Here is an 18,968-nt window from a genome sequence, read left to right on the forward strand (position 1 = left end):
GCTGTCGGCTTCGGCAGTGTGCCAGGTGCCTGGTTTCCAGCGTGTTTCTAGAACCGCGTCCGGGCGCGCAGCGCCTGCGCCAGCGTGCCTTCGTCCAGATAGTCCAGTTCGCCGCCGACGGGCACCCCATGGGCGAGCCGGGTGACATTGACCTCAAGATGAGACAGCTGGTCCATGATGTAGTGGGCCGTTGTCTGCCCCTCGACGGTGGCGTTGATCGCCAGAATGACTTCCGAAAAGCCTTCCGACCCGCAACGGTCGATCAGCGAGGCGAGATTGAGATCCTCCGGGCCGATGCCGTCGAGAGGCGACAGGGTACCGCCCAGGACGTGATACCGGGCATTGACCGCGCCGGCACGTTCCAGCGCCCACAGATCGGCAACATCCTCGACCACCACCAGAACACTCTGGTCGCGTTTCGGATCTGAACAGATGGTGCAGGGATCGGACGTATCGACTGTGCCACAAGTGGAGCAGATGCCGATTTCCCGAACCGCAATGCCCATGGCGTCCGCCAGCGGCACCAGCAGCTGATCCTTTTTCTTGATCAGATGCAGCGCGGCACGGCGCGCCGAACGCGGGCCAAGCCCCGGCAATTTCGCCAGGAGCTGGATCAGCCGTTCGATTTCCGGTCCTGCCACACTTTTCTGTGCCATGGTTTTCTCTTCAGCGCGCGTTGACGACCACCTGAAAGACCTGCCGCGTCAAACCGGCCGGATCGCTCCCCTGATTTCCAGGAAGCAACCAAGAGGCCGGCTTACGAGGCATGGCGCGAGGCCCTTACGGCCGTCACGCACTTCAGTTGGTATCAGAACGGCAGTTTCATGCCGGCGGGCAGGCCCAGACCACCCATCAGTTCCTGGGTCTTTTCCTGAATTGCCTGCTCGACCTTGGCACGGGCTTCGGTGTGGGCAGCAATCAGCAGATCCTCGAGGATCTCCTTTTCCTCTTCCTTCAGAAGAGACGGATCGATCGACAGCGACTTCAGATCGCTCTTGCCGTTGAGACGCACGGTGACCAGGCCGCCACCGGCCGAGCCTTCGGCCTCGATCTCAACGATCTGCTCCTGCAGCGAGCCCATCTGCTCCTGCATTTGCTTGGCCTGTTTCATCATCTTGAGGAAATCCATGGAACGACTCCTTCCAAACCCTCACATGGCGCGGATTTCCGCGACCTTACCTATCTGGGAACTGCATTTAGAAGAACAAGAAGCGCGGATCAATCGTCTTCGTCATCCCCGAGCGCTTCGCTCAGGAGCGGATCGCTGACCATCGGGTCGGCCAGAGCAGCGTCGTCTTCTTCGGTGACCTGAACCTTCACGTCGACAACACGGGCACCCGGGAACTGCGCCAGCAGGGCAGCAACGGTTGGGTGCGACTTCGCGTCGGACAGGAGTTGCTGCTGGTTGGCCTCCTGCTCCTCGTGGATGGTCGGGCGTCCCTGAGTGCGGGAAACCACGACAAACCAGCGCTGTCCGGTCCATTCGGTCAGTTTGCGGCCGAACTCGCCGGCGATATCGGCCGGGGCGTCGTCCGTCGGCTGGATCTCGATCTTGCCGGGCTCGAATTTCACCAGACGCATGAGGCGCTGGATCTTGACCTTGAACGGAATGTCGCCCTTCTCGGAAGCAAGGGCGGCGCAATCGTAGAGGCTCTTGAGATTATACGCCGGCTGAGCCTGCGGCTCGGGCGCGGCTTGCGGCACTCCCTGAGGCGCGGGCCTGCCGCCCTGGATGGCCGAGAGCTGAGGGCGGGCGCTTGCCTGCATGGTCGGGCCACTGCCCGAACTGCCGGGCGCGTAGTTCATGCCGACAGCCATGGCGGATGTACCACCGCCACCACCGGCAGGTGCTCCGCCACCACCAGATGGTGCCGCACCGCCAAACGGGTTCTGGCCGTTCTTGATCTGTGCCATCAGGTCGCCCGGATCCGGCAGGTCCGCGGCATAGGCAAGGCGCACCAACACCATGTCGGCAGCGGCCAGTGGCTTGGACGCAGCCTGAACTTCCTGGACACCCTTCAAGAGGATCTGCCATGCACGGGACAGAAGCCGAACGGAAATCTGCTCTGCAAACTCCCGGCCGCGCGCCCGTTCAGCTTCGGTCACGGACGCTTCGTCAGCCGATTTCGGCGCAACCTTCATGCGCGTGACAAGGTGCGTGAAGTCCGCCAGGTCCGTCAGCACGATGGCCGGATCCGCACCGACCTCATATTGCGCCTGCAGTTCGCCCAGGGCGTCCTCGATCCGGCCGGCCATGATGTGGCCGAAGAGGTCTATCACCCGGGCACGGTCCGCAAGACCCAGCATCTGACGCAGGTCTTCCGCCTCGATGGCGCCGGCGCCATGGGCCATGGCCTGATCGAGCAGGGACAGGGAATCGCGCGCCGACCCCTCCCCCGCACGGGCAATCAGCATCAGGGCTTCGTCGGAAATCTGGATGCCCTCGGCATCGGAGATCCGGCGCAGCAGACCGATCAGCTTGGATTGTTCGATCCGGCGCAGGTCGAAACGCTGGCAGCGCGACAGGACCGTGATCGGCACCTTGCGGATCTCCGTCGTCGCGAAGATGAACTTCACGTGCTCCGGCGGCTCTTCCAGGGTCTTCAGCAGACCGTTGAAGGCGGCGTTCGAAAGCATGTGCACTTCGTCGATGATGTAGACCTTGTAGCGCGCCGTTGCCGGGCGGTAGCGAGCCGCATCGATGATTTCGCGAATGTCGTTGATGCCGGTGTGGGAGGCGGCGTCCATCTCGATGACGTCGACATGGCGGCCTTCCATGATGGCCTTGCAGTGCGTGCCTTCCTGGGTGAGCTTCACCGTCGGCTTGTCGGCAACGCCCGGCACTTCGTAATTGAGGCCCCGCGCGAGGATGCGGGCGGTGGTGGTCTTGCCGACACCGCGCACCCCGGTCAGCATCCAGGCCTGCGCAATCCGCCCGGTTTCAAACGCATTTTCCAGCGTCTGCACCATCGGCTCCTGGCCGACCAGATCCTCAAACGTCTTCGGCCGGTACTTGCGCGCAAGAACGCGGTAAGCACCATCGTCGGTCGCCGGTTTCACCGCGCCCTGATCCGCCATCAACCCCGGCGTCTGCCCGCCGTCACTTTCGGAAAAGCCTGTCTCGTCCATGAGCCGCACCATAACCATTTTTTCGAAAAGTGGGACGGGCTTTTGAAAGTTTTTGTGCGTCGGACTGCCCCGGGCCGCAATACCTTCAGGGAACCCTTTGCCCAAGCCACGCATTGAGTAACTGCCGGCCGTTATTTTCAGCCGGTTTTCATTAGGGAGATGATATGTCTGGAAAACTCTCGCACGACCTGTTCAGCCTCTGGTTCCAGGCGCCTGTCGTCATCGCCATGCGCTGCCAGAACTGGACCGCAAACCTTGCGGCGGGCACGGCCTGGACCAATCCGGAGCTTCATCGGATGATAAGCGAAAAGGCTGCAGCTGCGACGGAAAGCGCGCTTGCCATGAACAGGGCGCTGCTACGTGATGGAATAACATCGTTTCAGCGGTACTGGCTGGGTGGGCAATCAATCGCGGCAAAGGGCACACGGCCCTATGCGAAGCGTGTCCGCGCAAACGCCAAGCGCCTGAGCAGGAAACCGCGGTAGTTACCGATTTCCTCAGCCCTGATATCTGTCCGGCAACAAAAACCGTTGCCTTGCACCTGGCGACCCAAGCCGCGCGTCCGAATACCACGTTGCCATCAACGCCCTTGAGCTGAGATCCGGGTTCTTGGCAAGAAATTCGCCGAAGGTTTCATGCGGCGTCTCGGCCATCCGCTCCGACAGGATGCCCAGGAAGGCCAGGGTGATGGTGGTGTTGTACTTCTCCGGCACGCCTGCTCTGGAGGCGAGGCCACGCAAGGCGTTGCCATATCGGCAAGCCGCTTCCAGAAACTCGTACTTCTGCAGCATCTGGCAGGCAACGCCGATATGGTCCACATGGCTGAAGCCTTTTGCATCCAGCTGGCCAGCTTCGAAGCGATCGGAAAGCTGCGCGTAATCCCTAAGCTTCGGCATTTGTTTCATCCTTCAGTTTGTGGCTGTCGGCCGCGCTCAGATCGAGGTCGTAAACGCTCTTGAGTTGCCGGATCTTGTCTAGCGTCTCCTTCGAAAACGGCGGCTTGTTCTCAAAAGCATGCAGCGCCATGCCCTCGATCAGGTCGCCAAGACTGATGTCCAGATGTTCGGCGAGCCCTTTCAGGACCTTCAGCAACCGTTTTTCCAGGCGCACACCGGTTTGAACGCGCTCAACTGATTTTTCCATCTTGTTATCATGGTACCAATGTACCAGATAAGTCAACTTTTCGATTTGAGATGCGGAGAGCCCGAGCCTGAAAAACAAAAAAGCACCGCGGAGAACCGGCGGTGCTTTTTGGTAAAGCTGATGCTTTGGATAGGGTGGGAGGCTGGCACGGCGACCCGTGCCGAGGCTCGTTAGGGCTGCTTCCTTCCGGACCTGACCCGGTTGGCGAGTGGCTCGTCCACCACCAACCTCCCGTGGGCCTTATATCAGAAGAAGGATGGGGTTTGGCAAGAGGGCAACACGGTTTTTTGTTCGCCGGGAAATCACACTCCCAAACCCGCCACGAAGCGTGTAGCCTTCGGGAAATTCTGCCCGGAGTGTTTCATGTCATCCTTTGCCCTCAATGCCCGTCTCGAAGGCGACAGCTACTTCGTCAGCGATCTGACGCTGTGCACCGTCCGTCTGCTGAAAGATGCCAACTATCCCTGGCTGCTGCTCATTCCGCGCCAGTCGGACCTCGTCGAGATCATCGATCTGGAGGAGGCCGACCAGATGCAGTTGATGCGAGAAATCGCCCTGGCCAGCCGGGTGCTGCGCGAAGTGACCGACTGCGAGAAGCTGAATGTCGGCGCGCTCGGCAATCAGGTGTCCCAACTGCATGTCCATGTGATCGCCCGTTACCGGGACGATCCGGCCTGGCCCGGGCCGGTCTGGGGTGCGGTTCCGGCGCAGGAGTATTCCCACGACAGGGTGGAAACCCTGATCGAGAAGTTGCGGGATACCCTTGCCGGTGACGACGACTGATTGCCGGACCGGTCCAACTTCCTGCCTCGTAGCTGTTTCAATCTGCATTCAGATGTGATCGGCGGCTCCGGCAGGAAGCGGTTTCTCCAAGCTGGAAAATGCACTACGTGAAGAACCAGCACCTATTTACCTCCCGCCCCTTTCTCTTCCAAGGACTTTGACATGAACGCCAACCCCGCCGGTTCCCTGGCCATGGAAATGAGTTTCCTCGGCAACACCCTTGACCGGCAATCGACACGGCGTGGCGATACCGCCTATCTGGCAAGTCTTCTGGAAAAGCCCGATACGCGCATCGTGCTGTCGACGGACCGGACATTGGTCTTTGCCGCGGGCGAAAACCTTGCCGCCGGGCATCGTCTGGAGGTCGCCCTTTCGATCGGAGCCGTGCGGGAGGAGATGATTTTCCTGGGACTGCGCCCGGAAAACGGCGAGGCCCTGTTCGCAACGGCCTTGCCCGCGACAGACGAAGACCTTGCGGATCGCACGGACCTTCAGCTTGTCGACTTGCGCACCCTTGCCCTGCAGAACGCATTTGCACCGCAGGACATGGGCGCACTTGCCCAGGCCCGCGCCCTGATCCACTGGCATCGCACGCATCAGTTCTGTTCGCGCTGCGGCGAGAAAAGCCATCTGTCCGAAGCCGGATACCGTCGCGATTGCCCGTCCTGCGGCGGCCAGCATTTTCCGCGCACAGACCCCTGTGTGATCATGCTGATTACCGACGAGAGCGGAGACAAGGCCCTGCTGGGCCGCCCGGCCCGACTTCCGGAGGGCATTTACACCACCCTTGCCGGTTTCATGGAACCGGGAGAAACAATCGAACAGGCCGTGCGGCGCGAAACGCTGGAGGAAAGCGGGATCATTGTTGGCGACGTCCGTCTGATTGCCAACCAACCCTGGCCGTTTCCGGCGAACCTCATGCTCGGCTGTATCGGCAAGGCAACCTCCTTCGACATCGCCATCGAGGACGACGAGCTTGAAGCCTGCAAGTGGTGCGACCGGGACGAAGTGCGGCAAATGCTGGCCGATACGCATCCCGAGGGCCACAAGATACCACCTTCGATTTCCATCGCCTTTGAACTGATCAAGGGCTGGCTCGACGGAACGCTCTGATGACCTGGTGCGCGTACCTGACCCATCCGGAAGTCCTGATCGATCCGGACGTTCCCGTTCCCGAGTGGGGCCTGTCGGATACGGGCCGGGAGCGTGCGGCGAAAGCCACCGTCCTGCCGTTTGCCAAGGACATCCGACAGGTAATCTCCAGTGCCGAAAAGAAGGCGCTTGATACCGCGCAGGTCTTCTCCGGCCGCCTCCGCGTCTTTCAGCGGTCGCTTCCGTTCCTGCACGAGAATGACCGGAGTGCGACCGGCTTTCTGCCACCAGAAGAGTTCGAGCGGACCGCAGATCTTTTCTTTGCCGATCCGCATCATTCCGTTCGCGGCTGGGAACGTGCGATCGACGCCCAGGACCGGATCGTCAATGGTGTCAAAAGCGCCCTGCGCCACATTCCCGAGGAAGACCCGGTCCTGTTCGTCGGTCATGGCGCCGTCGGCACCTTGCTGATGTGCCATCTGATGGCCGCACCGATTTCCCGCCATCATGACCAGAGACGCGGCGGCAGCTGGTACCGCTTCGAGAAATCCTGGCTGATGAGCCAGGCCGGGCGCAATTTGGCTTGGACAGACCTTTAAGCGCGGTCGGACGAAGACCCGGAACATGTTAGGCTGCCCCGACCTGTCGTGATCCGGGAGCCCGATGTGATCTGCCGTTTGCCGAAGCTTGTTCTTGCGACCCTGAGCTGCCTCGCCGTTACTTTGCTGCCCGCCAACGCGGGCCAATATGATGCCCAATTCCGGCAGTTCCTGTCTTCAGAAGTTGCTCCGGCGGCGCGCCAGCAAGGAATCTCCCAGGCAACTCTCGACCGGGAACTGAAAGGTCTGACACCCGACACCTCCCTGCCGGGGCTGGTCAGGCCGGGCGGCAAGGGCACGCCGCCCAAGATCAACTTTCAGGCCGAGTTCGGTTCCCCAAGCCGCTACTTCCGGGACAGCCAATTCAACGCCCTTGTGCCGCGCGGGCGATCGCTGATGCAGAAACACGCGGCCGTGCTGTCGCGGATCGAAGCGAAATACGGTGTGCCCAGCCGGATCATCCTGGCCATCTGGGCAAGGGAATCAGGCTATGGCGGGGCCAAGATCCCCTATGACGCGATCCGCGTTCTGGCGACGCAGGCCTTCATGGGCCAGAGGCCGGACTTCTTCAAAGGCGAATTGATCGCCGGATTGAAGATCCTGCAAAATGGCGATGTATCCAGGCAGGGCATGAAAAGCTCCTGGGGTGGAGCCATGGGTCAACCACAGTTCCTGCCGTCTTCCTTCTGGAAGTATGCTGTCGATTTCGACGGTGACGGCAAGCGCAACATCTGGACCTCCGACATCGACACGATGGCCTCCATTGCCCATTATCTCTCGGCGCATGGCTGGGTAGCTGACCGCGACTGGGGATATGAAGTCCATCTTCCCGACAACGTCTCATGCACGCGGGAAGGTCCGGACAACCGCCAGAAAATTTCCGACTTCGTGCGTGAAGGCGTCAAGCGCGTCAGCGGCAAGCCTTTCCCGGCCAATGAAGTCAACCGGCCGGGCAACATCCTGCTGCCTGCCGGCCGCTACGGCCCAGCTTTCATTGCCACGGAAAACTTCTACGTCATCAAGGACTACAACGAGAGTGACACCTATGCGCTCTTCGTCGGTCACCTGGCGGACAGGTATGGCAACAACAGCGGTTTTGTCGGCGACTGGAAACCGATGAAGGAAACAACCAGAGGCGCGGTACGGAACCTTCAGCAGAGGCTTGAGGGACTGGGGCATGACGTTGGCGGCGCCGATGGCCTGATCGGCTTCAAGACCCGTCGATCCATCGGCAAGGACCAGGAGAAGAACGGCTTCTTCGCGACTTGCTGGGTCGGCTAGAACACACCCTGACCGCTCTCCTGGGTTGTGTTTCAAGGTGCCCGCAAAACTGCCGTTTCCAGGTAGAAGTATCCCGTGACCAAGCGCCGCGGGACGCCCGTTTCAACAAACAGTTGATTTTGGGCGTGCAGTGCGGAAGACTGTTTCCACATCCTTCCTTACTGCTTCTCCGGTGCCTTCATGCGGCTCCCCAAGATCGTTACCACATTGCAGGATTATTCCCTGCCGCTCTTCCGTGCCGACCTCGTCGCCGGGATCACCGTTGCCATGGTTGCCCTGCCGCTCAGCCTGGCGATCGCCATTGCTTCGGGGGCCGATCCTGCGAAAGGGCTGGTAACGGCGATTGTCGGCGGGTTCTTCATCTCGCTTCTCGGCGGCAGCCGGGTGCAGATTGGCGGGCCGACCGGCGCTTTCATCGTGGTGGTTTACGGCGTCATTGCCGATCACGGGTACGACGGGCTGGTGCTGGCAACCTTCATGGCGGGCATACTGCTATTGATCGGCGGGTATTTCCGGATCGGCAGGCTGATCCGCTATGTGCCGGAAGCCGTGGTCAACGGGTTCACCATCGGCATCGCGATCATCATCGCCTCCAGCCAGATCAAGGATTTCTTCGGCCTTCAGATCTCCGAGGTACCGGCGGACTTTCTGGAAAAGCTTCCCGTTCTCTGGGAAGCACGTGACACCGCGTCGCTGGCCGCCAGCGGACTTGCCCTGGTCACGCTGGTAATGATCGTCGTCCTGCGCCGGATGGCTCCGGCCTTTCCGGGGCTGATCGTTGCCGTGTCACTGGCCTCGCTGGCTGTCGTTCTGGCCACCCTGCCGGTAGAGACCATAGCCTCGCGCTTCGGTGCCCTGCCCAACACGCTGCCACTTCCGGCGCTGCCAAGCGTCACTGTCGAGCGGGTCGTGGAACTGTTTCCCTCCGCCATCGTGATCGCGTTCCTTGCCGGCGTGGAATCACTTCTGTCCGCGATGGTGGCCGACAGGATGATCGAAGGAAGCCACCGCCCCAACGCCGAGATGCTGGCACAGGGAACCGCCAATATCGCGTCTGCCCTTTTTGGCGGCCTTCCGGCCACCGGTGCCATTGCCCGCACGGCCACAAACGTCCGTGCCGGTGGCAAGACGCCGGTATCCGGGCTGGTGCATGCGCTTGCCATTTTGCTGATCATGCTGGTTGCGGCCCCCCTGGCCGGATACCTTGCCTTGCCCGCCATGGCGGCCTTGCTGGTTCTCACAGCCTGGAGCATGAGCGAACCGCACAAGTGGAAATCCTATCTGAGCGCCCCGATGGCCGACCGCATGTTGCTGTTGACCACGCTGATCCTGACGGTCCTGATCGATCTGACCGTTGCCATCGGCGTGGGCGTTTCAATCGGTCTTGCCCTCAGGCTGCGCGAACGCAAGAAGCAGCCGGACGACTGGTCGATGCCGGAACGCTGACACGCCCGGTCACCGACTGCAGGACATTCAAAACACAAGGTTTTCAGCTGGAATTTCCAGTTTCCCCTTTGGTCGCGACCAGCCAAAGGCCTGATGCCGTGTGCGCGACATATATTTTCTGCTTTTATTTTTTATTGTTTTACGATAATTAATCGCTGCAACTTAAATTGGAGCCACTCCGCATGTCTGTTTTGTCGTCTTGCGGCGCGAACCCTCGGGTGCGCGCGAGAACCCTTCTTATTGCTCTTTTTCTGATGGCCTTTGGCACAGCACCGTCATTTGCGGACCCACTCGACCGGTTCAATCCCGCCACGACCGACCCTGACCTCTTCCGGCTAGCGGTCCGTCATCCCGACAGAATGAAGGTTCCGGATGGAGCCGCAACGGTTCATGTTGTCCTGTCCGACAAGGAAACCGGCCGCGTTGTCCAGGAAAAGCGGATCGAGCTGCAAAGGACCACAACCGGCGAACAGGCAGCTGAAGTGCGTGCAGAGGCACCGGAAAACGTGGTGACTGTATACCGGATCCCGGCAAAACAGGTGGCTGAACTGCGGGCACTGCAGGCCAAGTATCTGGCCATGCCCCAGTCTCGTCAGCAAACGATTGGCGGATCCCTGTCGATCGACGTCACCGGCTGCAAACTCGATGCTGCCGATACCGGCGAGATGTTGATTTCGACTTATCTCAAGACATCGGAACTGGAGACCTTCGTGGCTCTGGCGGAAAATTTCGACCTGCGGAACACGCAGGCTTCTGGCCGCAACGACCTCGATAACACGATCCCGCCCTGTTCATGACCGGGGAACCGGGCAAGGTCACCTCAGACCTTGCCCGCCCCTGCTACGGACAATCACCCTTCCCTGTCTTCGGATCGAAACGCACTTCCCTTGTCGACCCCTTTTTCAAGCCGCTCGCTGCTTGCGGTTATGCTTTGCCTGCCCCTGTTTCTGCTGACTGCCTGCAGTCATGTTCCAGTTGCCACCATGGTCAAACTGGCAAACTTCGATATTCTGAAAACCAACCCGGCAGGCTTGCGGGTTGCCGTCAGATATCCGGCCAGCATCCGCATCCCGAAAGGCGGAGCACGCATGATGCTGACGGTGAAGGACAAGAAGACCGGCAAACTGGTTATGGAGGAGAAACTTGCTTTCGTCCGCGTATCGTCCAAGGCCGAGCGGGCGGAGCTGAGCGCCGAACTGCAGGAAGGCCGGCGGATTGCGATCTACCGGCTACCGGACGACAAGATCCCCGCCTTCAAGGCCTTTCAGACGTACCTTCTGACAATGGACAAGGCGGAACGGGACAAGATCGAAGGCAATATGGAAGTCGGCGTCGACGGCTGCCTTGCTTTCGAGCACCGGCCCGCGCGTATCCTCGTCAGCACCTATCTGAAAGCGGATGAGCTGGGCGGCTACATACCACTGCTGCGCGATGTCGATCTTGAGGAACAGATGGCTGACGGCAAGAACGGCGTCGATGGTGGCCTGCCGCGCTGTACGGACGCCCGCGCCGCTACTGAAGGATAACGACTCAAGCGAGTGCACTGTCCGTCCGTCGAGACCGGCAGACGGCACACCTTTGGACGAGGCAGCACATGTGCCCTGCTCGGTCCAACAGGATTACGCGCTCACCACACCTTCCGGTGCTGCTTCCAGGCGGAAGGCGGCAGCCATCAGGGCTTTGGTGTAATCGGTCCGGGGCGCATCGAAGATCTGTTCGGAGGCGCCCTGTTCCACCACCTTGCCCTGACGCATGACGATAACCTCGTTGGCCAGGGCGCGGACAACCTTCAGGTCGTGGGAAATGAACAGATAGGCGAGACCGTGCGCCTTCTGCAGATCTCGCAACAGATCGACCACCTGGGCCTGGACACTCATGTCGAGGGCTGAAGTCGGCTCGTCCAGCATGACGAACTTCGGCTCAAGAACCATGGCCCGTGCGATGGAGATGCGCTGACGCTGGCCGCCTGAGAATTCATGCGGATAGCGATGCCGGGTGGACGCATCGAGCCCGACTTCCTCCAGGGCCTTGGCGACCTTGCGGTCGCGCTCATCGGCCGAAATACCGGGGAAATGCACCTGCAGGCCCTCACCGACGATTTCAGCCACCGACATGCGCGGGCTCAGCGCACCAAAGGGATCCTGAAACACGATCTGCATGTCCCGGCGCAGCGGGCGCATTTCCTTCCAGGAATTCTTCTGGATTTCGGCACCGTTGAAGGCAATCCGCCCGGTGGAGGAAATCATGCGCAGGATCGCAAGACCGAGTGTCGTCTTGCCCGATCCGCTTTCGCCGACGATCCCGAGCGTCTGGCCCTGCCGCACTTCCACATCGATCCCGTCCACCGCCTTGATGTGGTCGACGGTCTTGCGCAGGAAGCCCCGCTTGACCGGGAACCACACCTTCAGATCGTCTGCCTGAACGACAATCGGCTTGCTCTTGTCCGTCGCCGGTGGTTCGCCCTTGGGCTCAGCAGTGAGAAGGTGCTTGGTGTAGGCGTGCTGCGGCCGGTCGAAGATATCGGCGACCGGTCCCTGCTCGACGATCTTGCCTTTGGTCATCACGCAGACCCGGTCGGCGAACTTGCGCACGATCCCGAGATCGTGGGTAATGAACAGCATTGCCATGCCGTGGCGACGCTGAAGGTCCTTCAGCAACTCCAGGATCTGCGCCTGAACTGTGACGTCGAGCGCCGTGGTCGGTTCGTCGGCAATCAGCAGGTCCGGTTCGTTGGCCAGCGACATGGCAATCATCACGCGCTGGCGCTGGCCACCGGAAAGCTGGTGCGGATAGGAGTTGAGACGTTTTTCAGGATCGCGGATGCCCACCTGGTTGAGCAGTTCCAGCACGCGCTCACGTGCCTTTGTATCGCTCATGCCCCGGTGGATCTTCAGAATTTCCGAAACCTGCTTTTCCACCGAGTGCAGCGGATTGAGCGAGGTCATCGGTTCCTGGAAAATCATCGAGATGCCGTTGCCGCGCACCTTGCGCAGTTCGGCTTCCTCAACCGCCAGAAGATCCTGACCATTCATCAGGATCCTGCCGGAGGGGTGCGAGGCTGCGGGATAAGGCAGAAGCCGCAGGACCGACTGAGCGGTTACGGACTTACCCGAGCCGCTTTCCCCCACCAGTGCGACGGTCTCGCCTTTCTTGATGTCGAAGGTGATCCGGTCGACGGCAAGGTTCTTGCTGCCGCCTTGGGAAAAGGCGACGGACAGGTCTTCTACGGAGAGGAGCGTTTCTTTTGTCATCTTGTGTTCCTCACCCCAGACTCTTGCGCGGGTCGAACGCATCACGCACCGCCTCGCCGATAAAGATCAACAGGCTCAACATCAGTGAAATGACCATGAAGCCGGTGATCCCGAGCCAGGGCGCCTGAAGGTTGTTCTTGCCCTGCGCCAGCAGTTCGCCAAGTGATGCCGACCCTGGCGGCAGACCGAAGCCAAGGAAATCCAGCGCCGTCAGGGTGGAAATCGAACCGTTGAGAATGAACGGCATGAAGGTAAGCGTCGCCACCATGGCGTTGGGAAGCAGGTGCCGCCACATGATCACCGGATTGGAAACGCCGAGTGCCCGGGCTGCGGATATGTATTCCAGGTTCCGGCCGCGCAGGAATTCCGCGCGCACGACACCCACGAGCGCCACCCAAGAAAATGCCAGCAGAATGGTGAAAAGGGTCCAGAAGCCGGGCACCAGAAACGACGACACGATCAGGATGAGGTAAAGCGTCGGCACCGCCGTCCAGATCTCGATGAAACGCTGGAACAGGAGATCGGTCCAGCCGCCATAATAGCCCTGCACGGCCCCTGCCGCGATGCCGATGACGGAGGATGCCAGCGTCAGCGCCAGGCCGAACAGCACGGAAATCCGGAAGCCGTAGACGAGACGCGCAAGCACATCCCGGCCCTGGTCGTCCGTACCGAGCCAGTTCCAGTTACCCATGACGCAATTGGGGTCTTCCGCGCCAAGCGGATAGCGCGAGCAACGCTTTTCCTTGTCCATCGTCCAGGAGGGAGGTGCAGGTGCCGGGACCGGAATGTCATTGTTGACCGATCGGTAGGAATAACGCACCGGCGGCCACAGCATCCAGCCGTTGGCGCTGATCTCTTCCTGGATGAACGGATCGCGGTAGTCGGTCACCGCCAGGAAGCCGCCGAACTTTTCTTCCGGGTAATCGACGAAGACCGGCGCCAGCAATTCGCCGTTGTAGGAAACAAGGATCGGCCGATCATTGGTCAGGAATTCTGCCAGCATGGCCATGACGAACAGCACCAGGAAGATCCAGAGCGACCAGTATCCGCGCCTGTTGGCCTTGAAGTTCACCAGCCGCCGCTGGTTTATCGGCGAAAGGCGTGCCTTGGAACCCTTTGCCGGGACGACAAACGCTTCGCGATCATCCGTTACAGCTGCCTCGAAGTAGGCCGCCCTGGACCGCTCGCGGCTTTCGGCTTCATATCCGCCAGCCTCATGTCCGCCACTGCCGGTCTCGTAGTTTGCACTTCCTGCATCACTGTCTGAATCGGTCGCCATCGATCAGACCTCCCTGCTTTCGAAGTCGATCCGGGGATCGATCCAGGTGTAGGTCAGGTCGGAAATGAGGTTCACCAGAAGGCCCATGAGCGAGAAGATGTAGAGGGTTGCGAAAACAACCGCGTAGTCGCGGTTGATCACCGATTCAAAACTGAGCAATCCCAGGCCATCGAGCGAGAAGATCGTCTCGATGAGGAGCGAGCCGGCAAAGAAGGACGAGATGAAGGCCCCCGGGAAACCGGCCACCACGATCAGCATGGCGTTGCGGAACACATGTCCGTAAAGCACCTGGCTTTCCGTCAGTCCCTTTGCCCTTGCGGTGATCACGTATTGCTTGCGGATTTCATCCAGGAACGAGTTCTTGGTCAGCAAGGTGGTGGTGGCAAAGGCGGACAGGGCCATGGCCGTCAAGGGCAGGGCAAGGTGCCAGAAATAGTCGGCGATCCGGGCAGGCCACGAGAGCTGTTCCCAATTGTCAGACACCAGCCCCCGCAAGGGAAAGATATCCCAGAAGGAGCCACCGGCGAAAAGCACGATCAAGAGAACCGCAAAGAGAAAGCCCGGTATGGCGTAAGCCACGACGATGACACCGGAGGTCCAGACGTCGAACCGCGAACCGTCCGAAACGGCCTTGCGGATCCCGAGCGGTATCGACACCGCATAGGATATCAGCGTCATCCAGAGGCCGAGCGAGATTGAAACCGGCAGTTTTTCGGCAATCAGATCGATGATCTTGATGTCGCGGAAATAGCTTTCGCCGAAATCGAAGCGGGCATAGTCGCCCAGCATCTTCAGGAAGCGTTCCAGCGGCGGCTTGTCGAAACCGAACTGCGCTTCCAGTTCCTTGATGAATTCCGGGTCAAGCCCCTGGGCACCGCGATATTTCGAACTGGCCGAGTCTGCAGTTGCGCCACCGCTGCCACCGGAAGCGTCGTTGCCGCCCCCCAGCATGTCGCTGCCACCACCGCTGATGCGTGATGTCGCCGAAACGTCCGTTCCCTGCAACTGGGCAATGACCCGCTCGACCGGACCACCTGGCGCAAACTGGATGATGACGAAGTTGATTGCCATGATCCCGACCAGCGTCGGTATCATCAGCAGCAAGCGGCGGAGGATGTAGGCGCCCATGGAGTGTGTGCAGTCCCTTTTGTCTTGGCCTTCTGGAGCGGGCCCGAGGTTTCGCTGGAAATATTACCCGGCTTTGCCGAGTTTTTCCGCCTTTTCCTTGTCTATCCACCACAGTTCTTCAACCGGGAAGAAGTAGCGCGGAGTTTCTTCGGGAAAGCCGTAGACATCCCACATGGCAACAGTGTGGACGTTCTTGAACCATTGCGGGATCCAGTAATGACCGGCTCGCAACACGCGGTCGAGGGCCCGCGCCGCGTTGGTCATCTCATCGCGCGTTGTCGCCGCGATGGCCTTGTCGATCAGTGCATCGACAACCGGGCTGGATATGCCGGATGTGTTGTAGGTGCCCGGAATTGTCGCCGCCTTGGAGCCCCACATCTCGCGAATGGTATCCGACAGTGTCGGCGAAAGGCTGAGCCTGCGGCTGGCGATATCAAAGTCGTAGTCGTTGAGCCTGGCCTCATATTGCGCCGGATCGACGATCCGCAGGCTCGCCTTGATGCCGAGCCGTTCCAGGTTCTTGATCATCGGATTGACGATCCGTTCGTAAGCGGCGGTGTTGTTCAGGAACTCGATCGTCAGCTGATTTCCGTCCGGGCCGATCAGGTCGGTCCCCTTCCGGGTAAACCCGGCTTCGGCCAGAAGTTCGCTCGCCCGTTTCAGCAGCTTGCGGTCATTGCCGGACCCATCGCTGACGGGCTGCATAACCGCTTCGCCGAAGACAGCCTCCGGCAACTGGTCCCGGAAGGGCTCCAGCAAAGCAAGTTCCGCGGCCGAGGGCATCCCCTCCGCCTTCATGTCGGAGTTTTCGAAGAAGGACTGGGTTCTCGTATAAAGCCCGTAGAACAGGTTCTGGTTCGACCATTCGAAATCGAAGGCGTATCCAAGAGCCTCGCGCACGCGCGGGTCCTTGAACTTGTCGAGCCGGGTGTTGATGAACCAGCCCTGCGCCCCTGACGGCCGGCCATCGGGAAACTCGCGGCGGATGACCTTGCCTTCTTCCACAGCCGGAAAATTGTACTCCGTTGCCCAGTTCTTGGACGTGAATTCCTCGCGGTAGAACGTCTTGCCCTTCTTGAAGGCTTCGAATGCCGTCTGGCGTTCACGGTAGAACTCCACCCGTATAACCGCGAAATTGCAGTGCCCGACCCTGACCGGCAGATCCTTTGCCCAGTAGTTTTCGACCTGGTGGTATTCGACATAGTGACCGACGGCATGTTTTCCGACCTTGTAGGGACCGGATGACAGGGGCGGTGTCAGGGTCGATTGCTTGAAATCGTAGGCGGTGTAATACCGCTTGGAGAAGATCGGATAATCGGCCGCAACGACGAGCGGCAGGTTGCGCGACTGCGAGCCGTCGAACTGCAGCGCGACCTTGTGTTCGTCCAGAATGACCGCGTCCTTCAATGACGACAGCGGCTGGCTGAGCATGGGGTGACCGTCGGCCTTCAGAAGCAGAAGCGAAAAGGCAACGTCCTCTGCAGTCAGTTTGGAGCCGTCGTGAAATCTGGCTTCAGGCCTCAGACTGAACGTGAAGACGTTGCCGTCCTCCGACACCTTTACCGTTTCCGCCAGCAGGCCGTAGACCGCGTCCGGCTCATCGTAAGCACGCACCATCAAGGTGTCGAAACACAGCTCCATGCGGGGCGGGGCATCGCCTTTCAGGATGAAGGCATTGAAAGTGTTGTAGGTCAGGACATTCTGGTTGAAGTACCAGTAAGGCGCCTGAAACGAGAAGGTCCCGCCTTTCGGAGCCAGCCGGTTGACATAGTCGAACTGGGTGAAGTCCGGTCCGTATTTCAGGTCGCCGAATACGGACAGGCCGTGTACGGGGCCATCCGGATAGGCGGTTTGTGACGCGAAGGCCGTGGACACCGGCCAGGGCGCTGCCGACGCAAACGCCGCGGCGCTGCTCATTTGCAGGAAACGGCGCCGGGAAGTCGTCAGAGCCCCACTCATCGCGCGGCTCCCGTCTTGGCGGCCAGGGCCTCGTCGTACCACCAGATGGTCGGGAACCCGGTGCTGTATTCCGGCATCTGTTGCGGATGGCCGAAGCGGTTCCAGCGTGCCGTGCGAGTTTCGTCGGAATAGAACTGCGGCACTACATAATGGTTCCACAGCAACACGCGGTCGAGCGCGCGGGTGGCAGCCACCAGCGTTTCCCGGTCTTCGGCAAAGATGACCTTGTCGATCAGCTTGTCGATCGCGGGGTTCTTGATGCCGGCATAGTTGGCCGAACTTTCGTTATCAGCAGATTCAGACCCCCAGTACTCCCGCTGCTCGTTTCCGGGCGACAGGGACTGGCCGATCGCCAGGACCACGGTGTCGAAATCACGGCTGCGGACACGATTGACGAACTGTGAGGTATCGACCAGACGCAGGATCGGCTTGATGCCGATGGCTTCCAGGTTCTGCGAATACGGCAGAAGAGTGCGTTCGCTGGCCTTGTCACGGTAGAGGAATTCGATGCTGAGCTGTTCGCCGGTTTTCGGATCGACCATCTTGCGGTCTTTCAGCTCATAGCCGGCCTTGCGCAGCAACTTGACGGCTTCACGCAGGTTCGCGCGCACGTTCTGCGGATTGCCGCCAACCGGGTTCTTGAATTCTTCCGTGAAGACTTCGGGCGGCACCATGTCCCGCACTTCCTCCAGGATCTCCAGCTCCTTGCCCTGCGGCAGACCGCTGGATGCCAGTTCCGTGCCGGCGAAATAGGAATTGACCCTCTTGAGAAGATTGGCGGAAACGATCTCGTTGGTGGTTTCGAAATCGTAGGCATAGTTCAATGCCTGACGGACATCAGGGTTCTGGAATTTTTCACGGCGCTGGTTCAGGAAGAACCCCTGCATGACGCCCCTGGACTTGTCCGGGAAGATTTCCTTCACCACCCGGCCATCCTTGATGGCTGGGAAGTCGTAGCGCTTGGCCCATTGGCTCGAGCTGCGCTCGGTATGGAAGTCGTACTGGTCACCCTTGAAGGCTTCGAACTGCACGGAATCATCGAGGAAGGAGATGTAACGGATCTCCTCGAAATTATCGGTGCCGACGCGGATCGGCAGGTCCTTTCCCCAATAGTCCGGCACGCGCTCGTAGATCACCTGTCGGTTGGGCGAGAACTCTTTCATCTTGTAGGCACCGGAACCGAGTGGCGGCTCCAGAGTGGTGCGGGAGATGTCACGCTGTTCTCCCTTGCTGTTCGTGCCTTCCCACCAGTGTCTGGGCAGGACAGTCAGCTGGCCCATGATCTTGGGAAGCTCGCGGTTTCCGCTGACATCAAAGGTGAAACGCACGGTGCCATCGCCGACAATCTCGGACTTCTGGACATTCTGGAAGTAGTACTTGCGCTGCGGGTCCAGCTCGATGGACTTTTCGAACGACCAGATGACATCGTCGGCGGTTACCGGCTCGCCGTCATGCCACCTTGCATCCGGGTTGAGCCTATATTCGACCCAGGAATAGTCGTCGGGAAAGCGGACCGCTTCGGCCAAGACGCCGTATTGGGCACTGATGTCCTCTTCGTCCAGAGAGGGCTCCATCAGGCTTTCGTAGATATTCAGGATGCCGGGGGCGATATTGCCCTTCTGCGCCAGAATGTTGAACGTATCGAAACCGCCGCTGGCGGCTAGCCGAACCGTGCCGCCCTTGGGGGCATCGGGATTGACGTAATCGAAATGCCTGGCGTCAGCGTCGTATTTGGGTGTTCCGTTGAGGGCGGCCGCGTGATGCCATTCCGGTTCAGCCGCGAAAGCCGGTACGGATCCGATCCCCGACATCACCACCACACTTGCCAGTGCAAGCCCAGCTGCGGCCCGCTTCCCTACATGCCATTTGAACACCATC

Annotated in this window: 18 protein-coding genes and 1 other RNA gene; 8 read left to right on the forward strand and 11 right to left on the reverse strand. The window is 60.2% G+C overall.

What is annotated here, in order from left to right; genetic code table 11:
• Nucleotides 1-47: 47 nt before the first annotated feature.
• The 3 genes from recR to B0E33_RS09190 all read right to left on the reverse strand — a co-directional run bounded on the left by recR (nt 48) and on the right by B0E33_RS09190 (nt 3,129).
• Nucleotides 48-656: a recombination mediator RecR gene (recR, locus tag B0E33_RS09180; RefSeq protein WP_022999043.1), complete on the reverse strand. Its 609-nt coding sequence runs from the start codon at nt 654-656 to the stop codon at nt 48-50.
• 152 nt (nt 657-808) lie between these two features.
• Nucleotides 809-1,129 (reverse strand): YbaB/EbfC family nucleoid-associated protein, encoded by a 321-nt coding sequence (locus B0E33_RS09185; RefSeq protein ID WP_006935456.1) that lies wholly within the window; start codon nt 1,127-1,129, stop codon nt 809-811.
• An 89-nt stretch (nt 1,130-1,218) separates the two neighbouring features.
• On the reverse strand, nt 1,219-3,129 hold the full coding sequence (locus tag B0E33_RS09190) for a DNA polymerase III subunit gamma/tau (RefSeq protein WP_439126686.1): 1,911 nt from the start codon (nt 3,127-3,129) through the stop codon (nt 1,219-1,221).
• A 164-nt stretch (nt 3,130-3,293) separates the two neighbouring features.
• Between B0E33_RS09190 and B0E33_RS09195 the strand changes: the two genes are divergently transcribed.
• Nucleotides 3,294-3,614, forward strand: coding sequence for a hypothetical protein (locus B0E33_RS09195; protein WP_077291013.1), 321 nt, complete (start codon nt 3,294-3,296; stop codon nt 3,612-3,614).
• A gap of 12 nt (nt 3,615-3,626) precedes the next feature.
• Here the strand turns inward: B0E33_RS09195 and B0E33_RS09200 are convergent, their stop codons facing one another.
• The 3 genes from B0E33_RS09200 to ffs form a co-directional block, all read right to left on the reverse strand.
• Entirely contained in the window at nt 3,627-4,025 is a 399-nt protein-coding gene (locus B0E33_RS09200; protein WP_077291014.1) for a hypothetical protein, read from the reverse strand.
• Nucleotides 4,012-4,272 carry a hypothetical protein gene (locus B0E33_RS09205; RefSeq protein WP_077293206.1) on the reverse strand — a complete coding sequence of 87 codons (261 nt, stop codon included), beginning with the start codon at nt 4,270-4,272 and terminating at the stop codon, nt 4,012-4,014. Before B0E33_RS09205 ends, B0E33_RS09200 begins: the two co-directional genes overlap by 14 nt.
• A gap of 134 nt (nt 4,273-4,406) precedes the next feature.
• Nucleotides 4,407-4,504: signal recognition particle sRNA small type (gene ffs / locus B0E33_RS09210), an RNA gene on the reverse strand.
• 131 nt (nt 4,505-4,635) lie between these two features.
• Here ffs and B0E33_RS09215 point away from each other — a divergent pair.
• The 7 genes from B0E33_RS09215 (at nt 4,636) to B0E33_RS09245 (ending at nt 10,999) form a co-directional block, all read left to right on the forward strand.
• Nucleotides 4,636-5,055, forward strand: coding sequence for an HIT family protein (locus tag B0E33_RS09215; protein ID WP_022999048.1), 420 nt, complete (start codon nt 4,636-4,638; stop codon nt 5,053-5,055).
• A gap of 162 nt (nt 5,056-5,217) precedes the next feature.
• Nucleotides 5,218-6,168, forward strand: a complete 951-nt coding sequence (gene nudC, locus B0E33_RS09220; protein WP_077291015.1) for an NAD(+) diphosphatase — start codon at nt 5,218-5,220, stop codon at nt 6,166-6,168.
• On the forward strand, nt 6,168-6,746 hold the full coding sequence (locus tag B0E33_RS09225; protein WP_077291016.1) for a histidine phosphatase family protein: 579 nt from the start codon (nt 6,168-6,170) through the stop codon (nt 6,744-6,746). The genes nudC and B0E33_RS09225 overlap by 1 nt, the downstream gene beginning before the upstream one ends.
• A gap of 66 nt (nt 6,747-6,812) precedes the next feature.
• Nucleotides 6,813-8,027, forward strand: a complete 1,215-nt coding sequence (locus tag B0E33_RS09230) for a lytic murein transglycosylase (protein ID WP_077293207.1) — start codon at nt 6,813-6,815, stop codon at nt 8,025-8,027.
• A gap of 180 nt (nt 8,028-8,207) precedes the next feature.
• Entirely contained in the window at nt 8,208-9,473 is a 1,266-nt protein-coding gene (locus tag B0E33_RS09235; RefSeq protein WP_077291017.1) for a SulP family inorganic anion transporter, read from the forward strand.
• A gap of 182 nt (nt 9,474-9,655) precedes the next feature.
• Nucleotides 9,656-10,270, forward strand: a complete 615-nt coding sequence (locus tag B0E33_RS09240) for a hypothetical protein (RefSeq protein WP_156912367.1) — start codon at nt 9,656-9,658, stop codon at nt 10,268-10,270.
• A gap of 90 nt (nt 10,271-10,360) precedes the next feature.
• Nucleotides 10,361-10,999 (forward strand): hypothetical protein, encoded by a 639-nt coding sequence (locus tag B0E33_RS09245; RefSeq protein ID WP_156912368.1) that lies wholly within the window; start codon nt 10,361-10,363, stop codon nt 10,997-10,999.
• A gap of 93 nt (nt 11,000-11,092) precedes the next feature.
• Here B0E33_RS09245 and B0E33_RS09250 read toward each other — a convergent pair whose 3' ends face one another.
• The 5 genes from B0E33_RS09250 to B0E33_RS09270 form a co-directional block, all read right to left on the reverse strand.
• A complete protein-coding gene (locus B0E33_RS09250) occupies nt 11,093-12,724 on the reverse strand; it encodes an ABC transporter ATP-binding protein (RefSeq protein WP_055659277.1) in 1,632 nt (543 codons plus the stop codon).
• Nucleotides 12,725-12,734: 10 nt separating this feature from the next.
• The gene (locus B0E33_RS09255) at nt 12,735-14,003 is read right to left on the reverse strand and encodes an ABC transporter permease (protein WP_022999056.1); all 1,269 of its coding nucleotides are present in this window, start codon (nt 14,001-14,003) and stop codon (nt 12,735-12,737) included.
• Nucleotides 14,004-14,006: 3 nt separating this feature from the next.
• On the reverse strand, nt 14,007-15,131 hold the full coding sequence (locus B0E33_RS09260; RefSeq protein ID WP_022999057.1) for a microcin C ABC transporter permease YejB: 1,125 nt from the start codon (nt 15,129-15,131) through the stop codon (nt 14,007-14,009).
• 63 nt (nt 15,132-15,194) lie between these two features.
• Nucleotides 15,195-17,090: an extracellular solute-binding protein gene (locus tag B0E33_RS09265; protein WP_077291020.1), complete on the reverse strand. Its 1,896-nt coding sequence runs from the start codon at nt 17,088-17,090 to the stop codon at nt 15,195-15,197.
• Entirely contained in the window at nt 17,087-18,967 is a 1,881-nt protein-coding gene (locus B0E33_RS09270) for an extracellular solute-binding protein (protein ID WP_077291021.1), read from the reverse strand. Before B0E33_RS09270 ends, B0E33_RS09265 begins: the two co-directional genes overlap by 4 nt.
• Between the last annotated feature and the right edge of the window lies 1 nt (nt 18,968).

It is taken from the genome of Roseibium algicola (genome assembly GCF_001999245.1).
Classification (GTDB): Bacteria; Pseudomonadota; Alphaproteobacteria; order Rhizobiales; family Stappiaceae; genus Roseibium; species Roseibium algicola.